The sequence below is a fragment of the Saccharopolyspora shandongensis genome (assembly GCF_900106995.1).
GTDB classification, from domain to species: Bacteria; Actinomycetota; Actinomycetes; order Mycobacteriales; family Pseudonocardiaceae; genus Saccharopolyspora; species Saccharopolyspora shandongensis.
In genome coordinates, this window is the sequence record NZ_FNOK01000030.1 from 39,032 (window position 1) to 57,275 (window position 18,244).

The following is an 18,244-nucleotide window of genomic DNA, read 5'->3' on the forward strand; positions in this document are numbered from 1 at the left end:
GTGACGGGGAATCTGCGCTTCCCGGAGGAGCTGAACTGGGTTCTCTGGATCATCGCGGGCAGTGACTGGCCACCCGGCCTCGAAGGGGACGTGTGGAAGATCGCGGAGGCCCTGGACGAGGCCGCCGACGATCTCGAGGGTGTCGTCGACGGCCTTGTCGCCGCGCTGAACGAGGTGACGCGGAACGTCGACGAGACCGTGGGCCGCGCTTTCTGGCGCTACGGCGAGAAGCTGGCGGAACAGCCTGCCTTCTACGCGGGCGGCGCGCGCGATCTGGCGGCGATGGCGCGGGACTACTCGCTGAACATCCAGGCCGCGAAGCTGTCGATCATCGTGCAGTGCGCCTTCGCGGGCGCGGAGATCGCCCGCATGTGGGGCGACCCGTTCGAGTGGCCGCTGATCGGGCCGTTCATCGGGATGATGCGCGGGATCATCCAGCTGATCTTCGCCCGGCTCGGGCAGGCGATCGCGAAGGCGTTGCAGACCGTCATCAAGGTGGGTTCGGGCTTCGCGGGCAAGCAGCTGGACTCGGCCGCGCTGGCCACGGGAACCGGGATCGCCGGTGCCGTGGTGGCCGGCATGACGAAGCAGGCCATCGACGAGGGCCTGGAGGAGGTCTTCCAGGACGGGATCGTCCAGACGTGGCAGAAGTTCGAGAGCGACAAGGAGTGGGACTGGCAGGACACGGCCAACTCGTTCAAGTACGGCGCCGCGGCGGGGGCCTTCGCCGACGCCCTCGGCTCGGCGGTGAAGCACCTCAAGCCGGGCTGGCAAGGCAAGGCGCTGACCGCGGGCGCCATCGAGATGCTGACCGAGGGGTTCGTCGGCGCCATCACGGTGCCGGAAGGCGGCGATCCGGGCGACATCTGGAAGGGCATGCTCAACGGCGCCGTGATGGGCACCGGCGAGAGGGCCCTGCACAACTGGAAGCATTCCCGCCAGGGGGGTTTCAAGGGCGAGAAGCTCGCCGCGCCGGGCAGCCCGAACGTCGATGTGAGCCCACCGGATACGTCCGCCGTGCCGGGTGGAGATGCCGGGGCGGATTCGCAGTTCGATGGCGCGGGTGCCCCGCCGCCGGGGTCGTTGTCGCAGGACTCGCCGAGTGGCGCCACGAATCCCGGCGCTGATGGCGCGGCTCACGGCACCCCGAACGGCACGACGACGGACCGGCCGGGCGGCAGCGGCTCGGATCACGGTGGCGGCACCGCGGGCCAGGGCACCGAAACCTCGCCAGGCGTCGGCGATTCCGGGGAGAATGCGCCGGGATCCGGCGTTTCCGACGACCAGCCGGGCGCGCCGAAGACCGGCGATCCCGGCACCTCGGGCGGTGCTGACACCGCGCCGGCGGGCCCGACGGCTCCCGCGCGACCGAACCACCTCTCGCCGGAGGTGCCGTCGGCGGCACCTCCGTCCTCGGTGCCGGAGACGACCTCGTCGGCAGGCCCGGCCCTGGCGGCTCCGGCCGCACCAGCCCCGGCTGGAACATCTGCGGCCGCATCGTCCGCTGGATCGTCGCCGGCGAACTCCGCTGGTACGAACACCACAACCGCGCCAAAGCCGGATTCCGCCGCAGGTTCGCCGATGCCGTCGCAGAACGCGCAGCCCTCGCCCGGCGCGATGGCTGCGGACACCGGCTCGCCCGGGCCGGTACCGCCGTCGACCGCGGTCGAAGCGCCGGACCTGTCGTCGAATGCACCGCTGGCGGCCGACTCGTCGACGCTGAGCGCTCCGCAACCGGCCGGGTCGCCGAATGCTGAAACCACGACAGCTCCGCCGAACCCGGCCGCCACGCCCGGTGTCAGCCCGGCCGCCACGCCCGGTGTGAGCCAGACCGCTGCACCCGGTGCGAGCCCGACCGCAACGGCCGGTGTCAGCCCGGCCGCCACGCCCGGTACGAGCGCGACCGCCACACCAGGTGCGAACCCGACCACGCAGCAGGCCACGGCACCAGGCACGCAGTCCACGGCGCCGTCCAGCACCGGACAGCCGCCCGCAAGTCAGTCCACTGTGGCGCAATCGAGAACCTTTGTTCAGCAGGATTCTGCGCTGAGCCAGGGGAGTGCCACCAGCGGCAGGAGTGCGGGACCGAAGGACGACGCCGGGCGGATCGGCACGACACCGCCGCCCACCGAGGTGGCTGCGCCGCCGGTCGCGCGAGCGACCGATGCCGACACGGCGGTGCTCGCCGAGCTCAACTCCCAGCTGCGGCGGTGGCAGTGGCCGGGCGGCGAGGTCGACGCCGAGAAGTTGGTGCAACTGCGGGAATCCGAGGCGGCCCGGGACGTCGTGCTGTCCGAGGATTCGGCCGGGGCCGGTAGGCAGCTGGCCGAGGTGCTGGTGTCGGGTGGCCCCGTCCGGCAGCGCGGCGGGGGCATCGGCGACTTCCTGAAGTCGGTCCGCGACGGTGCGGGTTCCACTTCGGCGAAACCCGATGCCGCCCCGGTGGTGATCCAGCTGGGCGCGCTGAGCCTGCCCGCGGTTCGGGTCGGCGATTTCTACCGGGTGCGGGGATTCCCGCTGTTCGTCGCGGCGTCGGTCGTGGACGGCGACGCCACCGGCGGGAAGCGGGCGCTGACCGACCAGGTGTCGGCGTACCTGGGCGATGGACTGGTGCTGCACCGCGGCCTGCCGAGCTGGGATCGGAGGTGGCGCGACGTTCAGGACGGCGCGATCACGTCGCTCGGCGTGGACGCGCACCCGGATCTAGGCATCCCGGGCACGAACGTCGTCGCGTTCACGACGGACGCCGACGCGGCCAGGACCGACGCCACCGCGCCGACCGGTCCGGAGGACGGGGACGAAATCCGGTTCGTCGCGGGCTACGACCCGCGCGACGAAGCCTTCCCGGTCGGCACGCTGCTGACCACGAAGGTGTCCGCTGCGGAAGGCACGACGCTCGTGCTGACCGGCAGCGGCGAAGTCCAGGTGGCCGGTCCAGTACCGGATTTCGGCGGGATCACCTACTTCATGAGCACCCCGCTGCGCGACATCGATGGCGGCGATTCGGTCCTGGGCTCGGTGATGCCGCCTGCCCCGAGCCCTGCCGAGATCGCGGATTACGTTGCCGAGCACGGTGGTCTGCGCCCGGCACCCACGCCGGATTCGAAGGGCAAGGAGCGCGCCACCGAGCCGACACGGCCAGCCCTGCGCACGGAAAGCGCCGCCCCCGCGCTCCCGGACCCGGTCAGCGCCGACGTGAATCCGGACGATGACGCGAGCGTGTACAGCCAGGACTCCGGCGACGATGACGCGAGTGTGTACAGCCAGGATTCCCGCGACGATGGCGTGAGCGTCTACAGCCAGGAATCCGTCGACGAGGTGGAACTGGGCGCGTTCGTGGCGGAGGAGCCGACTGGTGAGGCCCGCGACCACGCGGCGATCCTCGCTCGTCTCGACCCGTCGAACTTCTCCGGCAAGGCGGAGTGGAACGTGGCGTGGGACCGGGTGCTCGCCGACGCGACTCACGAACTGGCGCTGCTCCCGAAGGACGAATCCGATGCGCTGCTCGGCGCCGCCTACCGCGCCGTCGGCATCCCGCGGCAGACCTGGGCGGCGGGCGATGGAGCGTTCGGAGCCCACGGCGAGGCCGAGCTCGATCGGCTGCGGGGCGTGATGGCGATGGTCGCCTTGCACCTGAAGGAAGCCGGGAGCAGCACCGAGAATGCGTTCGACCTCGCACGGCGGCTGGTGATCGCGCGGCGCACCGCTTCGTGGGGAGTTCCGCTGCCCGCCCAGCACGCTTCCGAGTCGCTGGAAATCCCACCCGGCGTCGACCAGGCCGACGCGGTCGCGGAGGCCGTTGGCATCCTGGACGACATCCGCCGTCGCTACGGGGTGGTGGCGGATTCCGCCAGGGGAGTGCGCGCGATGCCCACGCGCTTCTCGCCCGCACCCGCCCACGACATCGCGGCGATCCGGACGCGACCTTGGCAGCTCGACGAGCTGCGCGGCCTGCGAGCGGCTCTCTCGCACTTCGCCCACATCCTCGGCCCGCAGCGCGCCCAGTCCGATCGTGCGGGCATCGCCCAGGAGGTCAAGGCGGTCTCCGCGGTCACCTTCGGGCTCTCGCCGGAGGGCGTCGACATCACGGCGAACGGGCAGTACTTCGAGCAAGAGGGGGTGTTCAACCTCTACGGCGGCGCGCTCGCGCTGGGCGGTTTCGGGGGCGGCCCGAAGTCGATCGAAGCGGTCGCGACCCACGAGCTGACCCACGGCCTGCTCGACCACGCCCTCGATTCCTTCCGCGACGCGGTCGGCACCTGGGACTCCGTCGGCTACCCCGTGCTCGTGGACAGCGCCGAGTTCCCGCACGACGACGCTCCGACCGCGCTGGCGGACTTCGCCGAGTCCATCCGGGCGGCCCTCACCGACATGGCGGATCTCCGCGCCCGATCGCCGCGGCACGCGGCCGCGGTCGAGGACATCTTGCGGCGCCACCCCGAATACTCCGATCCCCCGGCGAGGCCGGACGACGCTCGAGTCATCGCCGATGCGCTGATCGACGAGCTGCCCACGTTCAACGAAGCCGTCGGTGCGTGGACGGCGGAGAATCGGCCGAACTTCAAGGGCGAGCAGCCCATCACGCCGTACGGCGCGACCAATCCTTCGGAGGACTTCGCCGAAGCGGTCATGTACCACTTCCTCGACCCGCGTGCGCTGCGGGCGGAAGCTCCGCTGCGGGCCGCTCACCTGGACGACCTGTTCGCGGATGGCGGTTTGGAGCACCGGTTGGAGGCCCGGTACTTCTCGGGTGGCGGGCCGGCGCATCGGCCGGAGCACCGGTACTTCTCGGATGTCGTCGCGGACGAGCACAAGTGGCTGTTCATCATCAACCCGATCGACCACCAGGATGCCGTCGAACGGTATCCCGAGGATCCCGCGTCGATGTATGACGAGGACAAGTCGCCGGGGTTCAAGCAATCGTTGTTCGAGGCGTTCGCGCAGGTGCTCGACGGTGACCATGTGCGTATCTCGGAGATGGGCTGGGCGCAGTACGCCGAGTTGCACCGGCTGGTCACCCGGCGCACCGAAGGTAACTTCGGGGTCGTCGGCGTGGGTGGCAACTCGGTGTCCTATGGCCTGGGGAAGTCCGAGCCCGCTGATGAGGTTCTGAACCTGCGGTTTGCGGGCAGGCCCCTGATGTCGAGCGGGGCGGACTACGCGGAGGCGGAGTACGAGGGCGGTCCGCTGCCGTTCACCGCTTACGGCATGGAAGACGGCGCTCTCAAGGTGCACACCATGTACGACGCCGGGGACATCCCGCCCGTGGTCGACGGGATGTTCGAGGAGTTCCGCGCCGCCGTCGACCGTGCCCAGGACGTTCAGGCGACGCTCGCGGCGATCGGGCATCTTGTGCGGAACCTACACATGCTCCACCCGTTCACGGACGGCAGTGGCCGCCTCAACGTGTTCCTGCTGCTCCAGTTGCTCCTGCTGGAGCATGGATTCCGGCCTGTCGTCGATAAGCGGTTGAACAGCCTCTTCAACGGTGGCTTCTCCGCTGCGGAGATCGCCGACGTGCTGTCGAAGGCGCAGGACGTGGACCTCGCCGAGTACGTGGCGGGCCTGGCGCCGGTTGCCGAGTCCGCTGGTGATTTCCGGATTCCGAGCCCGCCGCCCAGCGATTCGGACCAAGCCGAGGACAGCGACGACGAGTCCGCCGGCGATTTCCGGATTCCGACGCCGACGGGAGACTGGCCCATCCGTGACATGGCCACGTTCTCCTCGGACGACACCGTGCCGGACGACGGTGACAGCGATGCCGGAGAGGACCTTGGTTTCCGGATTCCGACACCGGCGCCGGAGGATTCGGATGGGCGTGATTTCGCGGCGATCTTCGCGGACCTGCAGCCGTCGAGATTCCGGAACAGGGCGGAATGGGACGCCGCGTGGGATGTCCGGTTCGAGGAGGCGCGCAACGATCTCGCCGCATTGCCTGCTGAGGAGGCCGAACGTCTGCGGGTCGCCGCGCACGTCGCGACGGAGATCGATCAGGAGGCCGTGTCAGAGGACAACGGTGATGAAAGCCCCACTGCGGAGATCAACCGGATCAGGGTCCGGGGTCTCATAGCGCTTGTCGGGTTGCAGCTGAAGGAGGACGAGAACACATCGCCCGAGGAGCGCAACCAGGCCGCGTACGACCTGTCGCGCTGGGTGGTGATCAATCGGCGGCTGGCTTTCTGGAGCACCGCCCTGCCGGGGTGGTCTGCCGAGCAGGTGGACGTCTCGGCTGGTGTCGACGCCATCGCGGACGAGGCCGCCGAGATCGCCGTCGAGATCGAGCGGGAATACGGCGTGCAGCTCAATTCCAGGCTCGGTGCGAGGCATCAGACCGGGCGGTACCCGGACGCGCCGCCGATCGAGGCGGAGGCGGTGCAACCGCGTCCGTGGAAGCTGGACGAACTCCGCGGTGTCCGGGCCGCGCTTAAGCACTTCGCGCCGATCCTCGGGGCCCGCCGCGCGAGCTCCGCGCGGGCCGGCGAGGCGCAGGAGGTTCGTTCGGTCGGTGCGGTCACCTTCAGCCTGGATCCCGACGGGGTCGATTTCTCCGCGCAGGGGCAGTACTTCCGCGACGTCCAGGCGTTCACCTTGTTCTCCGGTGGGGCGGTCGACTTCGGTGGCGGCGAGCGCGGTGTGGAGGCGCTGGCGACCCACGAACTGACCCATGGCCTGGCCCGCTACGCCCTCCCCGATTACGCGGGTGCGTTTGGCACGTGGGGGGCTGACGGGCGGCCGATCCTGGTGGACGGCGCCGAGTCGCCGTACGCGGGCGCGGAGTCCGCGGAGGACGACCTCATCGCGTCCATCGAGGCGGCGCGCGACGACCTGGACGCTTTCCGCGCCGTGGCGCCCCGGCATGCCGATGCGATAGTCGGCATCTGGGAGCGGAACCGGGAGTTGTTCGACGATGAGGCGGACGCCGAGGTGATCGCGGAGTTCCTGGACGACGACGAGCAGGTGGCGTTCAACGAGGCGGTCGGCGCGTGGACGGCGGATGACTGGCCGAACTTCAAGGACGAGCCGCCGATCACCTTGTACGGCGCGACGAATGCTTCGGAAGACCTGTCCGAAGCGGTGATGTATTACTTCGTCGAGCCGGAGACGTTGCGGGAGAAGGCGCCGCTTCGCGCCGCCTACCTGGACGACCTGATCGCGGAGTGGTCCCGCGCGCCCGAGAACACGGCCGGGTTCTTCTCGGGTGACTCTCCGGCGCATCGGTCGGAGCACCGGTATTTCTCGGATGTCGTGGCGGAGGAGCACAAGTGGTTGTTCGTCATCAATCCGCTCGATCATCAGGATGCTTTTGATCGGTTTCCTGAGGATCCCGCGTCGATGTATGACGAGGACAAGTCGCCGGGGTTCAAGGACTCCATGCTCGAGGCGTTCGCGAAGGTGCTCGATGGTGACCATGTGCGCATCTCGCAGATGGGCTGGGCGCAGTACGTGGAGCTGTTCGGGATGGTCACCCGGCGCACCGAAGGCGACTTCGAGATCATGGGTGTGGATGGGAGCTCGGTGTCCTTCGGCCTGGGGGCGTCCAAGCCCGATGGCGAGGTATTGAGACTGCGGGTGGCCGGCAGGCCTTTGATGTCGAGCATGGACGAATACGGGATGGCGGAGGAGGAAGGCCGTCCGCTGCCGCTCACCGTTCACCAGCACGACGAGTACGGCGTTCCCATGGTGCACACCATGTACGACGCCGATGACATGCCGGCGCTGGTCGACGGGATGTTCGAGGAGTTCCGCGCCGCCGTCGACCGTGCCCAGGGCGATCAGGCGAAGACCCTCGAGGAGATCGGGAAACTCGTGCGGAGCCTTCACGTGCTCCATCTGTTCGCGGACGGCAATGGGCGTCTGAACGTGTTCCTGCTGCTCCAGTTGCTCCTGCTGGAGCACGGGTTCCGGCCTGTCGTCGATCAGCGGCTGAACAAGCTCTTCAACGGCGGCTTCTCCGTCGCGAAGATCGCCGACGTGCTGTCGAGGGCGCAGCACGTGGACCTCGCCGAGTACGTGGCCGACCTGCGCCCGGATGACGACTCCGCCGATCACTTCCGGATTCCGACCCCGCCGCCCGACGGCGAGTCCGCCGGTGATTTCCGGATTCCGACGCCGACGCACGACTGGCCAACCCGCGACATGGCCACGTTCTCGTCGGACGAAGGCGGCGAGCGGCTGGTGGGCCTGGATGCGAAGGGCGAGCAGCGCTACTTCACCGGCGACCGAGTCCAGATGACGCCGCTGGTGGACGGCGGCCGGCGTGCCGTCGGAGTCGCCTTCGCGGACGCGTCCGACTCGGCCAGCAGCTTGCTCCAGCAGTACCTGAGCGGCCCCGCTCAGTCGTTCCTCTACGCGACCACGAACGAAAGCGATGAACACCCGGCAGACGTCACCGAGTTGCTCCGGATCCCCGCATCGCAGATCGAGCCGGGGCAGCTGGGCGAGTCTTTCACGCTCGCCGCCCACGGGAACGCTCCGGAGTTCGGGCGTGGCCTCGCCAGGATCATGGTCGGCGGGGGAGAGCCGACAGCCTGGCGGGAGGTCGAGGTACGGGGTTCCGAGCTGGCAAGGATCATGATGCGCTCGCCGGAATTCCAGGCGATGGCCGCCCTCGGCCGGCTGCGCACGATCAACCTCATGGTCTGCCACGCGGCCCGGGACCCCGAATCGGGTGTCGCGGCCGAGTTCTACCGGGAGGTGCGTTCGCGATTCCCCGGAGTCGTCGTCAACGCGTCGACCCACGCGATCGGGACCATCGAGGTCGGCAGCCTCAGCGTTCCGACGGTGGCCAGCGGCGGATCCCTGATCACCCTGGGCGGCCAGTCACCGGGGCACGATCCGACGCTCGACGAAGTCCTCGAGTCGCTCCGGAGCTGGCACACCGTGCGCGAGGCGGAGCGCACGCACTACGCGGCGCAGCTCCCGCTGTTCGATGCGGTGAATCGCGCGTACGTGATCCGCCAGGCCCTGCTGCCTGACATGCGCATCCACCGGATGCTGAACCTGCTCAGCGTGCACGGGCTGGCCGAAGCCGATGCCGGCGCGGAGAACGCGGGGATCGCGTGGGCCGCTGCGCTGGAGTCCATGCGCCTCGATCCGCAGCTGCGGCCGGTCCGTTCGGTGATAACCGGCCTGATCGACCCGGCGACCGGCAGCTTCGTGCCTGTGCCGGTGCCACCTGATGCGGCACGGCTGGTGGCGGTCGGCCCCGAGGTGGACGGCCCGGACGGGCACGTCGTCCGCATGGCCAGGTGGGCGACGGAGCCGAACGCGGCTTCCTCACGGACCATCGATGCCACGCCTGGCGATCGCCCCACGAGCTCGAACCTCGCGACGTTCAGCGCGAACCCGGCCGTGGACGACGGCGATGCCGAGGACGACGGTGGTTTCCGGATCCCGACGCCGCCGCCGGAGGATTCGGACGAGCGCGACTTCGCGGCGATCTTCGCGGACCTGAACCCGTCGAACTTCCGGAACAGGGCGGAATGGGACGCCGCGTGGGACGTCCGGCTCGAAACGGCGCGGAACAACCTCGCCGCACTGCCCGCCGCGGAGGCCGAACGGCTGCGGATCGCCGCGCACGTCGCGACGGGGATCGACCAGGACGCCTTGGCCGAGGACAGCGATGACGACAATCCCGCCGCGGAGACCAACCGGATCAGGATCCGGGGCCTCATAGCGCTTGTCGGGTTGCAGCTGAAGGAGGACGAGCACGCCGCGCCCGAGGACCGCAACCAGGCCGGCTACGACCTGTCGCGCTGGGTGGTGATCAACCGGCGGCTGGCTTCCTGGGGCACCGGCCTGCCGGGGTGGCGGGCCGAACAGGTCGACGTCGAGGAGGGCGTCGACGCCACGGCCCTGGCGCTTGAGGCCGCTGAGATCGCCCGCGAGATCGAGCGGGATTACGGCGTCGTGCTCAATTCCCGCCTCGGCGCGAGGTACCAGGCCGACAGGCACCCGGATGCTCCGCAGATCGAGGCCGATGCTGTGCGGCCGCGCCCGTGGAAGCTCGACGAACTCCGCGGTATCCGGGCCGCGCTCAAGCACTTCGCACCGATCCTCGGGGCCCGCCGCGCGAGCTCCGCGCGCGGCGGCGAAGCGCAGGAGGTTCGTTCGGTCGGCGCGGTCACCTTCAGCCTCGACGCCGACGGGGCCGACTTCACCGCTCAGGGCGAGTACTTCGACGAGACCGGAACGTTCAACCTGTTCTCCGGCGGGACGGTCGGACTCGAAGACCCCGAACGCGGGGTGGAGAAGCTGGCGACCCACGAACTGGCCCACGGCCTGGTCGATTACGCCGTCCCCGGTTACGCGCGCGCGTTCGGGACGTGGGGAGCCGACGGGCGGCCGATCCTCGTGGACGACGCCGAGCCGCCGCACGAGGGCGCGACGACCGCCAAGGACGACCTCATCGCGTCCATCGAGGCGGCGCGCAACGACCTGGACGGCTTCCGCGCCGTGGCGCCCCGGCACGCTGACGCGATCGTCGACATCTGGCAGCGGAACCAGGAGCTGTTCGCGGACGAGGACGACGCCGAGATGATCGCGGAATCCCTGGAGCGCGAGGACCGGGTGGCGTTCAACGAAGCTGTCGGCGCGTGGACCGGGGACGACTGGCCGAACTTCGAGGGCGAGCCGCCGATCACCCTGTATGGCGCGACGAATGCTTCGGAAGACCTGTCCGAAGCGGTGATGTACTACTTCGTTGAGCCGGACGCGTTGCGGGAGAAGGCGCCGCTTCGCGCCGCCTACCTGGATGACCTGATCGCGGAGTGGTCGCGCGCGCCCGAGAACACGGCCGCGTTCTGGCACGCCGGCCCGCACGGCGAGCAGCAGACCGGACCGACCCAGGATCCGTACCGATCGGCCGGGGAACTGCTGGCCGATCTGCAGGCGGCGGCCGTCACCACGGACCTGCCCGTGCCGACGTTCGATCCCGGCAGCCTGCTGCTGGATGCCCCGAACTCGGGGCCGGACGTGTTCGAGCTCCGCAACGCACCTGACGCGCCGGAATTCCTGTCCGGCCGGGATTATTCGGCTCTGGATGGCGCCGGCTCGGTGGAATTCCTGCGCGCGCTGGACATGGCGGCGGGCACGCGGCCCACGCGCGAGGACATGGCGCCGGAGCGGTTCGCCGCGGCCGACGCACGGTTGTCGGTCGTCGTCGAGCCGAGCGCCGATGCCAGGGAGAACTGGGCGTTCGAGCCGGATCTGCCGCCGCTGCCGGAGAAACTGGACTTCTCGCGGCTGATGAGTGGCATCTGGTTGGGCGGCCCGTTGCGCGATTCGGGCACCATGCAGGCGTTCCGCGAGAACTTCGGTGCGGCCGCGACCCGCAACGCCGGGAAGGTCCAGGCGGTGCTGTGGACGGACGTGCCGCGCCAGGTGTTCGAGGACGCCGCCGCGGGCAAGACCGGCTTCGCCGGCCTGATCTCCTACGACGATGTGCGGTCCATGGCTCAATGGGCCCGGGAGCACAACATCGTCCTGGCGAACGTGGGCGAGGTGTTCAACAGCTCCGCACCGATGGAACTGCAGGAGTTCTACTCGGTCGAGATGGCGAAGCAGACCGGCCCCGGGTACGCCGCCGCCAGCGACATCCTCCGCCTGGAGATCCTTCGGCGCTTCGGCGGCATCTACACCGATGGCGACAACGCCGTCGGCGATCTGCCGGCGAAGGCTGACTTCCTGAAGACGCGCCTGGCCTTCGCGATGCCGGAGAGCTATTGGGGCAACAGCGCTTTCGCGATGCCGAAGGGCCACCCCCTCGCGCAGATCTACCTCGACGAGATCCGGCGCGCCTACCGCAGGCCCGACGACCTGATGATGGCCTTCGCCCCGAAGGCCCACCAGGGGGACCGCGAGACCTTCAAGACCGCCATTCGGCGCAGGTCCGTGATGTACCGGACCGGGCCGAACCTGCTCGAACAAGTCGCCGAAACGGTCGGCCTCACGGAGAACATCGGGCAGATACCCAAGATGGACTACATCTCCGTGGGCGAGGGCGTCAGCTGGCTCAAGGAGCAACCGCGCCCCACGCCCGCCTCGGTGCCGCGCGCCACGACGCTGGATCTCACGAAACGGGTCGTGCAGACGCTCGTCCGCGACCTGGTCAAGCGCAAGGGTGATCTGAACCTGGCCGGCGTGGCCGACGCCGTGATGCGGCACCCCCAGCCGGGGCTGGTCTGGAATGCGGCGGTCGAGTTCATCGCCTCGGTGCCGGCGTTCGCGGGCCAGGTGCGCTCGGTGACCGACGGTTGGTACGTCCGGGAGGTCCTCAGCGAGCGCCCCGCCCGCCACGGCTCCCACCTGGACTTCCAGGTGCGGCTGCCGGATCGCGCGCGGGAGTTCCTCGACTACGACCCGGCGCGGCGGAAGTTCGAGCACGGCCGGTACCGGGCGCCGGGCCGCCTGCGCACCCCGGAGGAGGTGGGCGACGCCGGGATCGGCGGGTCGACCGACGCGGAGATCGTCCGGCAGGAGATTCCTGCGATCACCCAGGGCCCCGCGTACTTCGGGGTGGATCCCGGTCCGACGGCGCACTCCGATGGGCTCCCGCCGAGCGACTCGCCGCCGGCACCGGACGACGGTGACAGCGATGCCGAGGACGCTGGTGGTTTCCGGATTCCGTCGCCGGCGCCGGAGGAGTCGGATGGGCGTGATTTCGCGGCGATCTTCGCGGACCTGGATCCGTCGAACTTCGGAGGCCGGGCGGATTGGGGCGCGGCGTGGGATGTGCGGTTCGCGATGGCGCGGGACGATCTTGCTGCGTTGCCGCTGGAAGAGGCTGAGCGTCTGCGGGTCGCCGCGCATGTGGTGACGGGGATTGATCAGGATGCTTTGGCCGAGGACAGCGACGAAGGGCCTGCCGCGGCGATCAACCGGAGCAGGATCCGGGGTCTGATAGCGCTTGTCGGGTTGCAGTTGAAGGAGGACGCGCACGTTTCGCCCGAGGATCGGAATCGGGCTGCGTATGACCTGTCGCGTTGGGTGGTGATCAACCGGCGGCTGGCTTCGTGGGGTACCAACTTGCCGGGGTGGCGTGACGAGCAGGTCGATGCCGAGGAGGGTGTCGACGCCACTGCCCTGGTGGATGAGGCTGCCGGGATCGCCAGCGAGATCGAGCGGGAATACGGCGTCGTGCTCAATTCCAGGCTCGGCGCGAGGTACCAGGCCGGCAGGCGCCCAGAGGCGCCGCAGGTCGAGGCGGAGGCGGTGCAGCCGCGCCCGTGGAAGTTGGGCGAGCTCCGCGGCGTCCGGGCAGCGCTCGAGCACTTCGCGCCGATCCTCGGGGACCGCCGCGCGAGCTCCTCGCGCGGCGGCGAGGCGCAGGAGGTTCGTTCGGTCGGTGCGGTCACCTTCAGCCTCAATCCCGACGGGGTCGACTTCACCTGTAAGGGCGAGTACCTCGAGGAGGCCGGGACGTTCAACTTGTTCCGCGGCGGGGCGGTCGGGCTCGATGACCCCGAACGCGGGGTGGAGGCGCTGGCGACCCACGAGCTGGCCCACGGCCTGGTCTATTACGCCCTCCCCGAATACACGCGCGCGTTCGGCACGTGGGGTGCCGACGGGCGGCCGGTCCTGGTGGACGGCGCGGAGCCGCCGTACGCGGGCGCGGCGACCGCGAAGGCCGACTTCATCGCGTCCATCAAGGCGGCGCGTGGCGACTTGGACGGTTTCCGTGCCGTGGCGCCCCGGCACGCTGAGGCGATCGCCGGTATCTGGAGGCGGAACCCGAAGTTGTTCGCGGACGAGGGCGACGCCGAGATGATCGCGGAATCCCTGGAGCGCGAGGACCGGGTGGCGTTCAACGAGGCTGTCGGCGCGTGGACTGCGGACGACTGGCCGAACTTCGCGGGCGAGCCGCCGATCACCCTGTATGGGGCGACGAATGCTTGGGAGGACTTGTCCGAAGCGGTGAAGTATTACTTCGTCAAGCCGGAGGCGTTGCGGGAGACGGCGCCGTTGCGGGCCGCTTTCCTGGATGGCCTGATCGCGGAGTGGTCGCGTTCGCCGGTGGGTGAGGTGGGTGACGCCGGGATCGGTGGGTCGACCGACGCGGAGATCGTCCGGCAGGAGACTCCCGTCGCCGCCCAGGGCCCCGCGTACTTCGGGGCGGATCCCGGTCCGACGGCGCACTCCGATGGGCTCCCGCTGAGCGACTCGGCGCCGTCACCGGACGAGCACGCTCTCGACGATTCGTCTCGGTCCGAAACGACCCTTGCCGCACCAGAGGATTCCACTTCGGACGGTGCGCTTCCCACCGCGACCAGTGAAGGCCCCTCGTACCGAGCTCCGCACGGCATCGGGCAGGGGCGTGGCTCGGTCGAGTTCCACGACGAAGCGGCCACCCTCCGGCGGATCGCCGGGGCGATCGCGGCCGAGGTCAACGACCGGCACCGCACATTGCAGCCCCGGAAGACGTTCCTGGACAAGGTGATCTCGGCGATCAGGGCGGCCGTCCGCGCGGCGACGGCCACGCGATCGGAACCGGTGAGCACCGCCGAGTTCAACGAGCGGGCGATCGCGGACCTGTTCGGCCCGGATGCCGACAGGTCGCCGAAGAGCGCGCTGGACGCCATGCTCAACGGCGGGCTGACCGCGCGCGTGCAGGTGCGGACCCCGCTGGGCGTCGTCGGGCAGGACGTCGTCGTGCGGGCGACCCTCGGCCACGGTGCCTACCAGGGCGCCCGGCGCGGGATCCGGCAACCCGCGCCGACCCCGCTGAGCTGGTTCACCAGGCTCGCCGCGGGGATGCTCGCGTCGAGCTCAGACCTCAGCACCACTGCGGATGCCGAGGTCGCGACCGAGGAACTGGCGGAGTTCAGCCACGACCTGCGGATCACCCTGCACGCGCCGGAAGGCGAGTTCAGCCGCGAGGTGGTCGTCCCCGGCGCGGTCGACTCCACTGTCGCGGCAGCGGAGGCGCTCCCAGCACCGGCCGTGGACGAACCGGTGCGCGTCGAGCCGAAGTCGCTCCGCAAGGCACGTGCGGGAGCCGGGATCAGGCCGTCCGCCCACATCACGGCTACCCCGGCACCCGCCGTGGAACTGCACCGAACGCTGAACCGGATCTTCTACCCGGCGGACCCGCCCGGCCGCGACGGCAGGACCCGGCCGCCGGCCGGAGCGCAGAGCATCCGCCGCGCGATGGACGCCACCGATCCTGGCCGGTTGTGGCAGCACCTGCGGGAGGCCCTGTCGGCACGGGGCTACGTCATCGCGGGCAAGGGCGCGCTGTCCGAACTGGCGGTCAAGGTCGACCTCCACGACCGGCAGCTGCTCGGATCGTTCGAGGCCCCGGATGGGAGCACCCGCTACCGCGTGCGAGCCACGCCCACCTGGGAGGTCACGCCGTCCTACAAGTCCTGGCCGGACAACGCGAAGTGGTCCACGACGCTGCGCAGCGACCCGGACCAGCCGGTCGAGCTGGAGGTCGATGAGGAAGGGCTCGTCGACCTCGGACTCGCCGAGACGACGGATTCCGGCGAGGTGAGTCCGGTCGCGGACGTCCTGCGCGGCATGCCGGACTACCTCGCCGACGGCGAGGGGCTGGGCGAAGCCGTCCAGTACCTCCCGGTCGACGGGATCGACGTGGGCACGGCGTTCCGCAGCATGCTGCCGCCGCGGCCGCGGAAGCTGACCAAGCCGGCACCCGCCGGGGGCGGGACGCACCGGCTCCGGGGCCTGCGGCACGTCCAGCGGGCGATGCGGAACGAGGTGGCGAGCCTGCTCGGCGACGGCCGCCGGTTCGGCGTGAAGGTCGACGGCAGGCCCCACGAGCTGATCGTCCGGGCCCGCCTAGACTGGGACGAAGCCGTTTCCCTGGAAGGAAAACCGCGCTGGACCTATCCGCCGGAGACCCGCTACCGGCGCTTTCACGAGGCGCGTTCCGAGTACTCGGCGGAACCGTCGGCCACGGTGCCGGTGCTGATGACGGCGTCGCCGCCGATGGTGTTCCTGGCGACGTTGTCGGGCACCACCAACGTCAACCGCCAGACCCAGCGGGACGTTTCCGAGGAGCACAAGCGGGCCGCGCTCGTGCTGGACCTGGACGTGCGCAAGTCCGAGGCGCACGTGTCCTACGAGCTGGAGCTGCGCGACGCCCGAGGCTCGGTCGTCGGCACGACGGGGCACGGGGAGCAGCCCGGGCTGCGCGGCAGGTTCCGGTTCGGGCATCCCAAGACTGCGAGGCCCAGCTCGGGGCAGGGGCTCAAGCCCGTCGTGTCGGCGCCGCCGAAGGACTTCGCGCTCGAAGAGCTGCTCGTCGACACCCCGGCCGACTCGTCGTTCTTCGACCAGGTGGCGCGGATGCTCCCGGAGCACGTGACCGCGATCGGCGCGCCGGGACGCGAGGCGCTGCAGGAGTTCCTGCACCGGACGAACATCAAGGCCGAGCTGACGGGCATGGTCGCGGCGGACCCGGTCGGGTCCCCGGACAGCGGCTGGCGGCGGTCTCAGCCGCTGCTCGCCGGGCCGGACAGCCCGCCGGTGGACCAGCTGCGCAACGGGTCGGTGGTCGAGATGCGCGCGGTGCCGAGCCGCGTGGAGATCATCGAGGAGACCGACGACGCGCCGTACCTGCTCGACTGGGACAACACGAAGACCGCCCGCACCGACGGCAAGAAGGCCAAGCACCGCAGCGGTTTCAGCCTGTTCTACGGCGGCTTCATGACCATCGGCGCCTTCCTGGTGACCCTGGGCGGCGCGATCGACTTCAGCCACCAGCGCATCTTCGGCAGCCGGTTCAAGCGGGAGACCGGCATCCGCTTCGAGCACGACTTCACCGGCCGGCTGGTCCGCTACCGGACCGTCTACCGGCTGCAGGTCCGGGTGATCGGCCGGCCGCCGGTGTTCCTGGAGGGCGATCTCAACGGCTACCAGTGGGCCACCCGCGAGCGGGCGCTGGCCTCGGGCCTCATCGACCCGGCCGGACCGGACGAGCACGCACCCGAGTACCGGCCGAAGGACGCGCGCGAGCGGTACGCGCCCGCGCACCTGGAATCCGGCCTGTCGACCGCGGGCGCCAAGATCCACGCGTTCCGGGGCCGGGACCGGATCTACGCGGCGATCGCCGACACGTTGCGCAAGGTCCCCGACCACCGCCTCTACCACTTCAGCTCGTCGGAGTTCATCAAGCACTTCGACGACCCGGACCTGGCCGCGGGCCTGAAGCCGCTGATCAACGACATCTCCCGGCGGCAGCGCAAGGCCAAGTCCCGGCTGTCGGACAAGCAGCTGATGCAGCTCGTCGACCGGATGCTCGGGCCTGGCCTGGTCATCCCGCTGGTCAAGCAGGGGACCTTCACCGACACCGTGGTCACCGTCCGGCTCAAGGCCACGATGCGGGACCTCGTCGACGGCGACCTCCAGATCGGCGTGCACGGCTCCACGACGGAGACCAGGACCAAGGAGTACGAGACCCGCGGGTTCTCCGCGAACAGGTCGACCAGCGCGGGCATCGGGCCGCACGGCCGGCTCACCAACCTGCTCGGCACGGCCACGAACATCCTGATGGCCACCGTCCGCTTCGGCCGGACCTGGTCGAGCGCGGCGGACGTCGGCAACGACACCGGGAAGGTCACCGAGCACAAGCACGGCGGCATCACCTTCGGCCCGACCGGTGGTCAGGGCGAGACGCCGCTGCGCCACTTCAAGGCCGACCTGGTGATCACCCCCGAACTGGACTCGCACACGCGCACCACCAAGCTCCTGCGCCGCCTCACCCCCGGCCGCCCGGGACGGCACCGGCTCGACGTCCGGCCGGTTCGCCTGGTGGGGGAGCACCGCGGCCTGGGGCCGGACCACGAGCAGCAGGTGCCGGTCGAGCTGCTGGTGCCCGACCACCTGACCACCGCCGAGGCGCCCGCCGAGTTGGTGGTCGAGCCTGCCGCGGTCGAACCGCTGCCGACCGGCACGCTGATCGACGAGCTCCCGAAGGGCGATCGCGCGCTGGAGGGGGCCGACGTGCTGACCGTCGCTGGCACCGAGCACCTCGTCGACGCCGCCTACCGGGTGCTCAGGCAGGCCACCGGCGACGACGTGTTCCTGGACCGCGTGGGGTCGAACGCCGAGCTGATCGAGGAGAAGCTGTCGCCGGAGGCGTTCCGCAAGGATCCGCGGATGTTCGGCAGGCTCACCATCGAGGGGCTGCACCACGACCGCCGCCGCGCCGACACCCACGCCCGGATCGGCGTGACGCTCAAGCCGATCCGGCCGCGCAGGCTCGGGCCCGAGGAGTACCAGC

The 18,244-nt window shown here is 70.2% G+C and carries 1 protein-coding gene (only partly in view); it reads left to right on the top strand.

Features of this window, described 5'->3' with window-relative positions; all coding sequences use genetic code 11:
- On the top strand, window positions 1-18,244 hold the 5' portion of the coding sequence (locus tag BLW84_RS27360; RefSeq protein ID WP_143061119.1) for a WXG100-like domain-containing protein. 25,844 nt of this gene lie beyond the right edge of the window; only the first 18,244 of its 44,088 coding nucleotides appear in the window; it begins with the start codon at window positions 1-3; its stop codon lies off the right edge, out of view.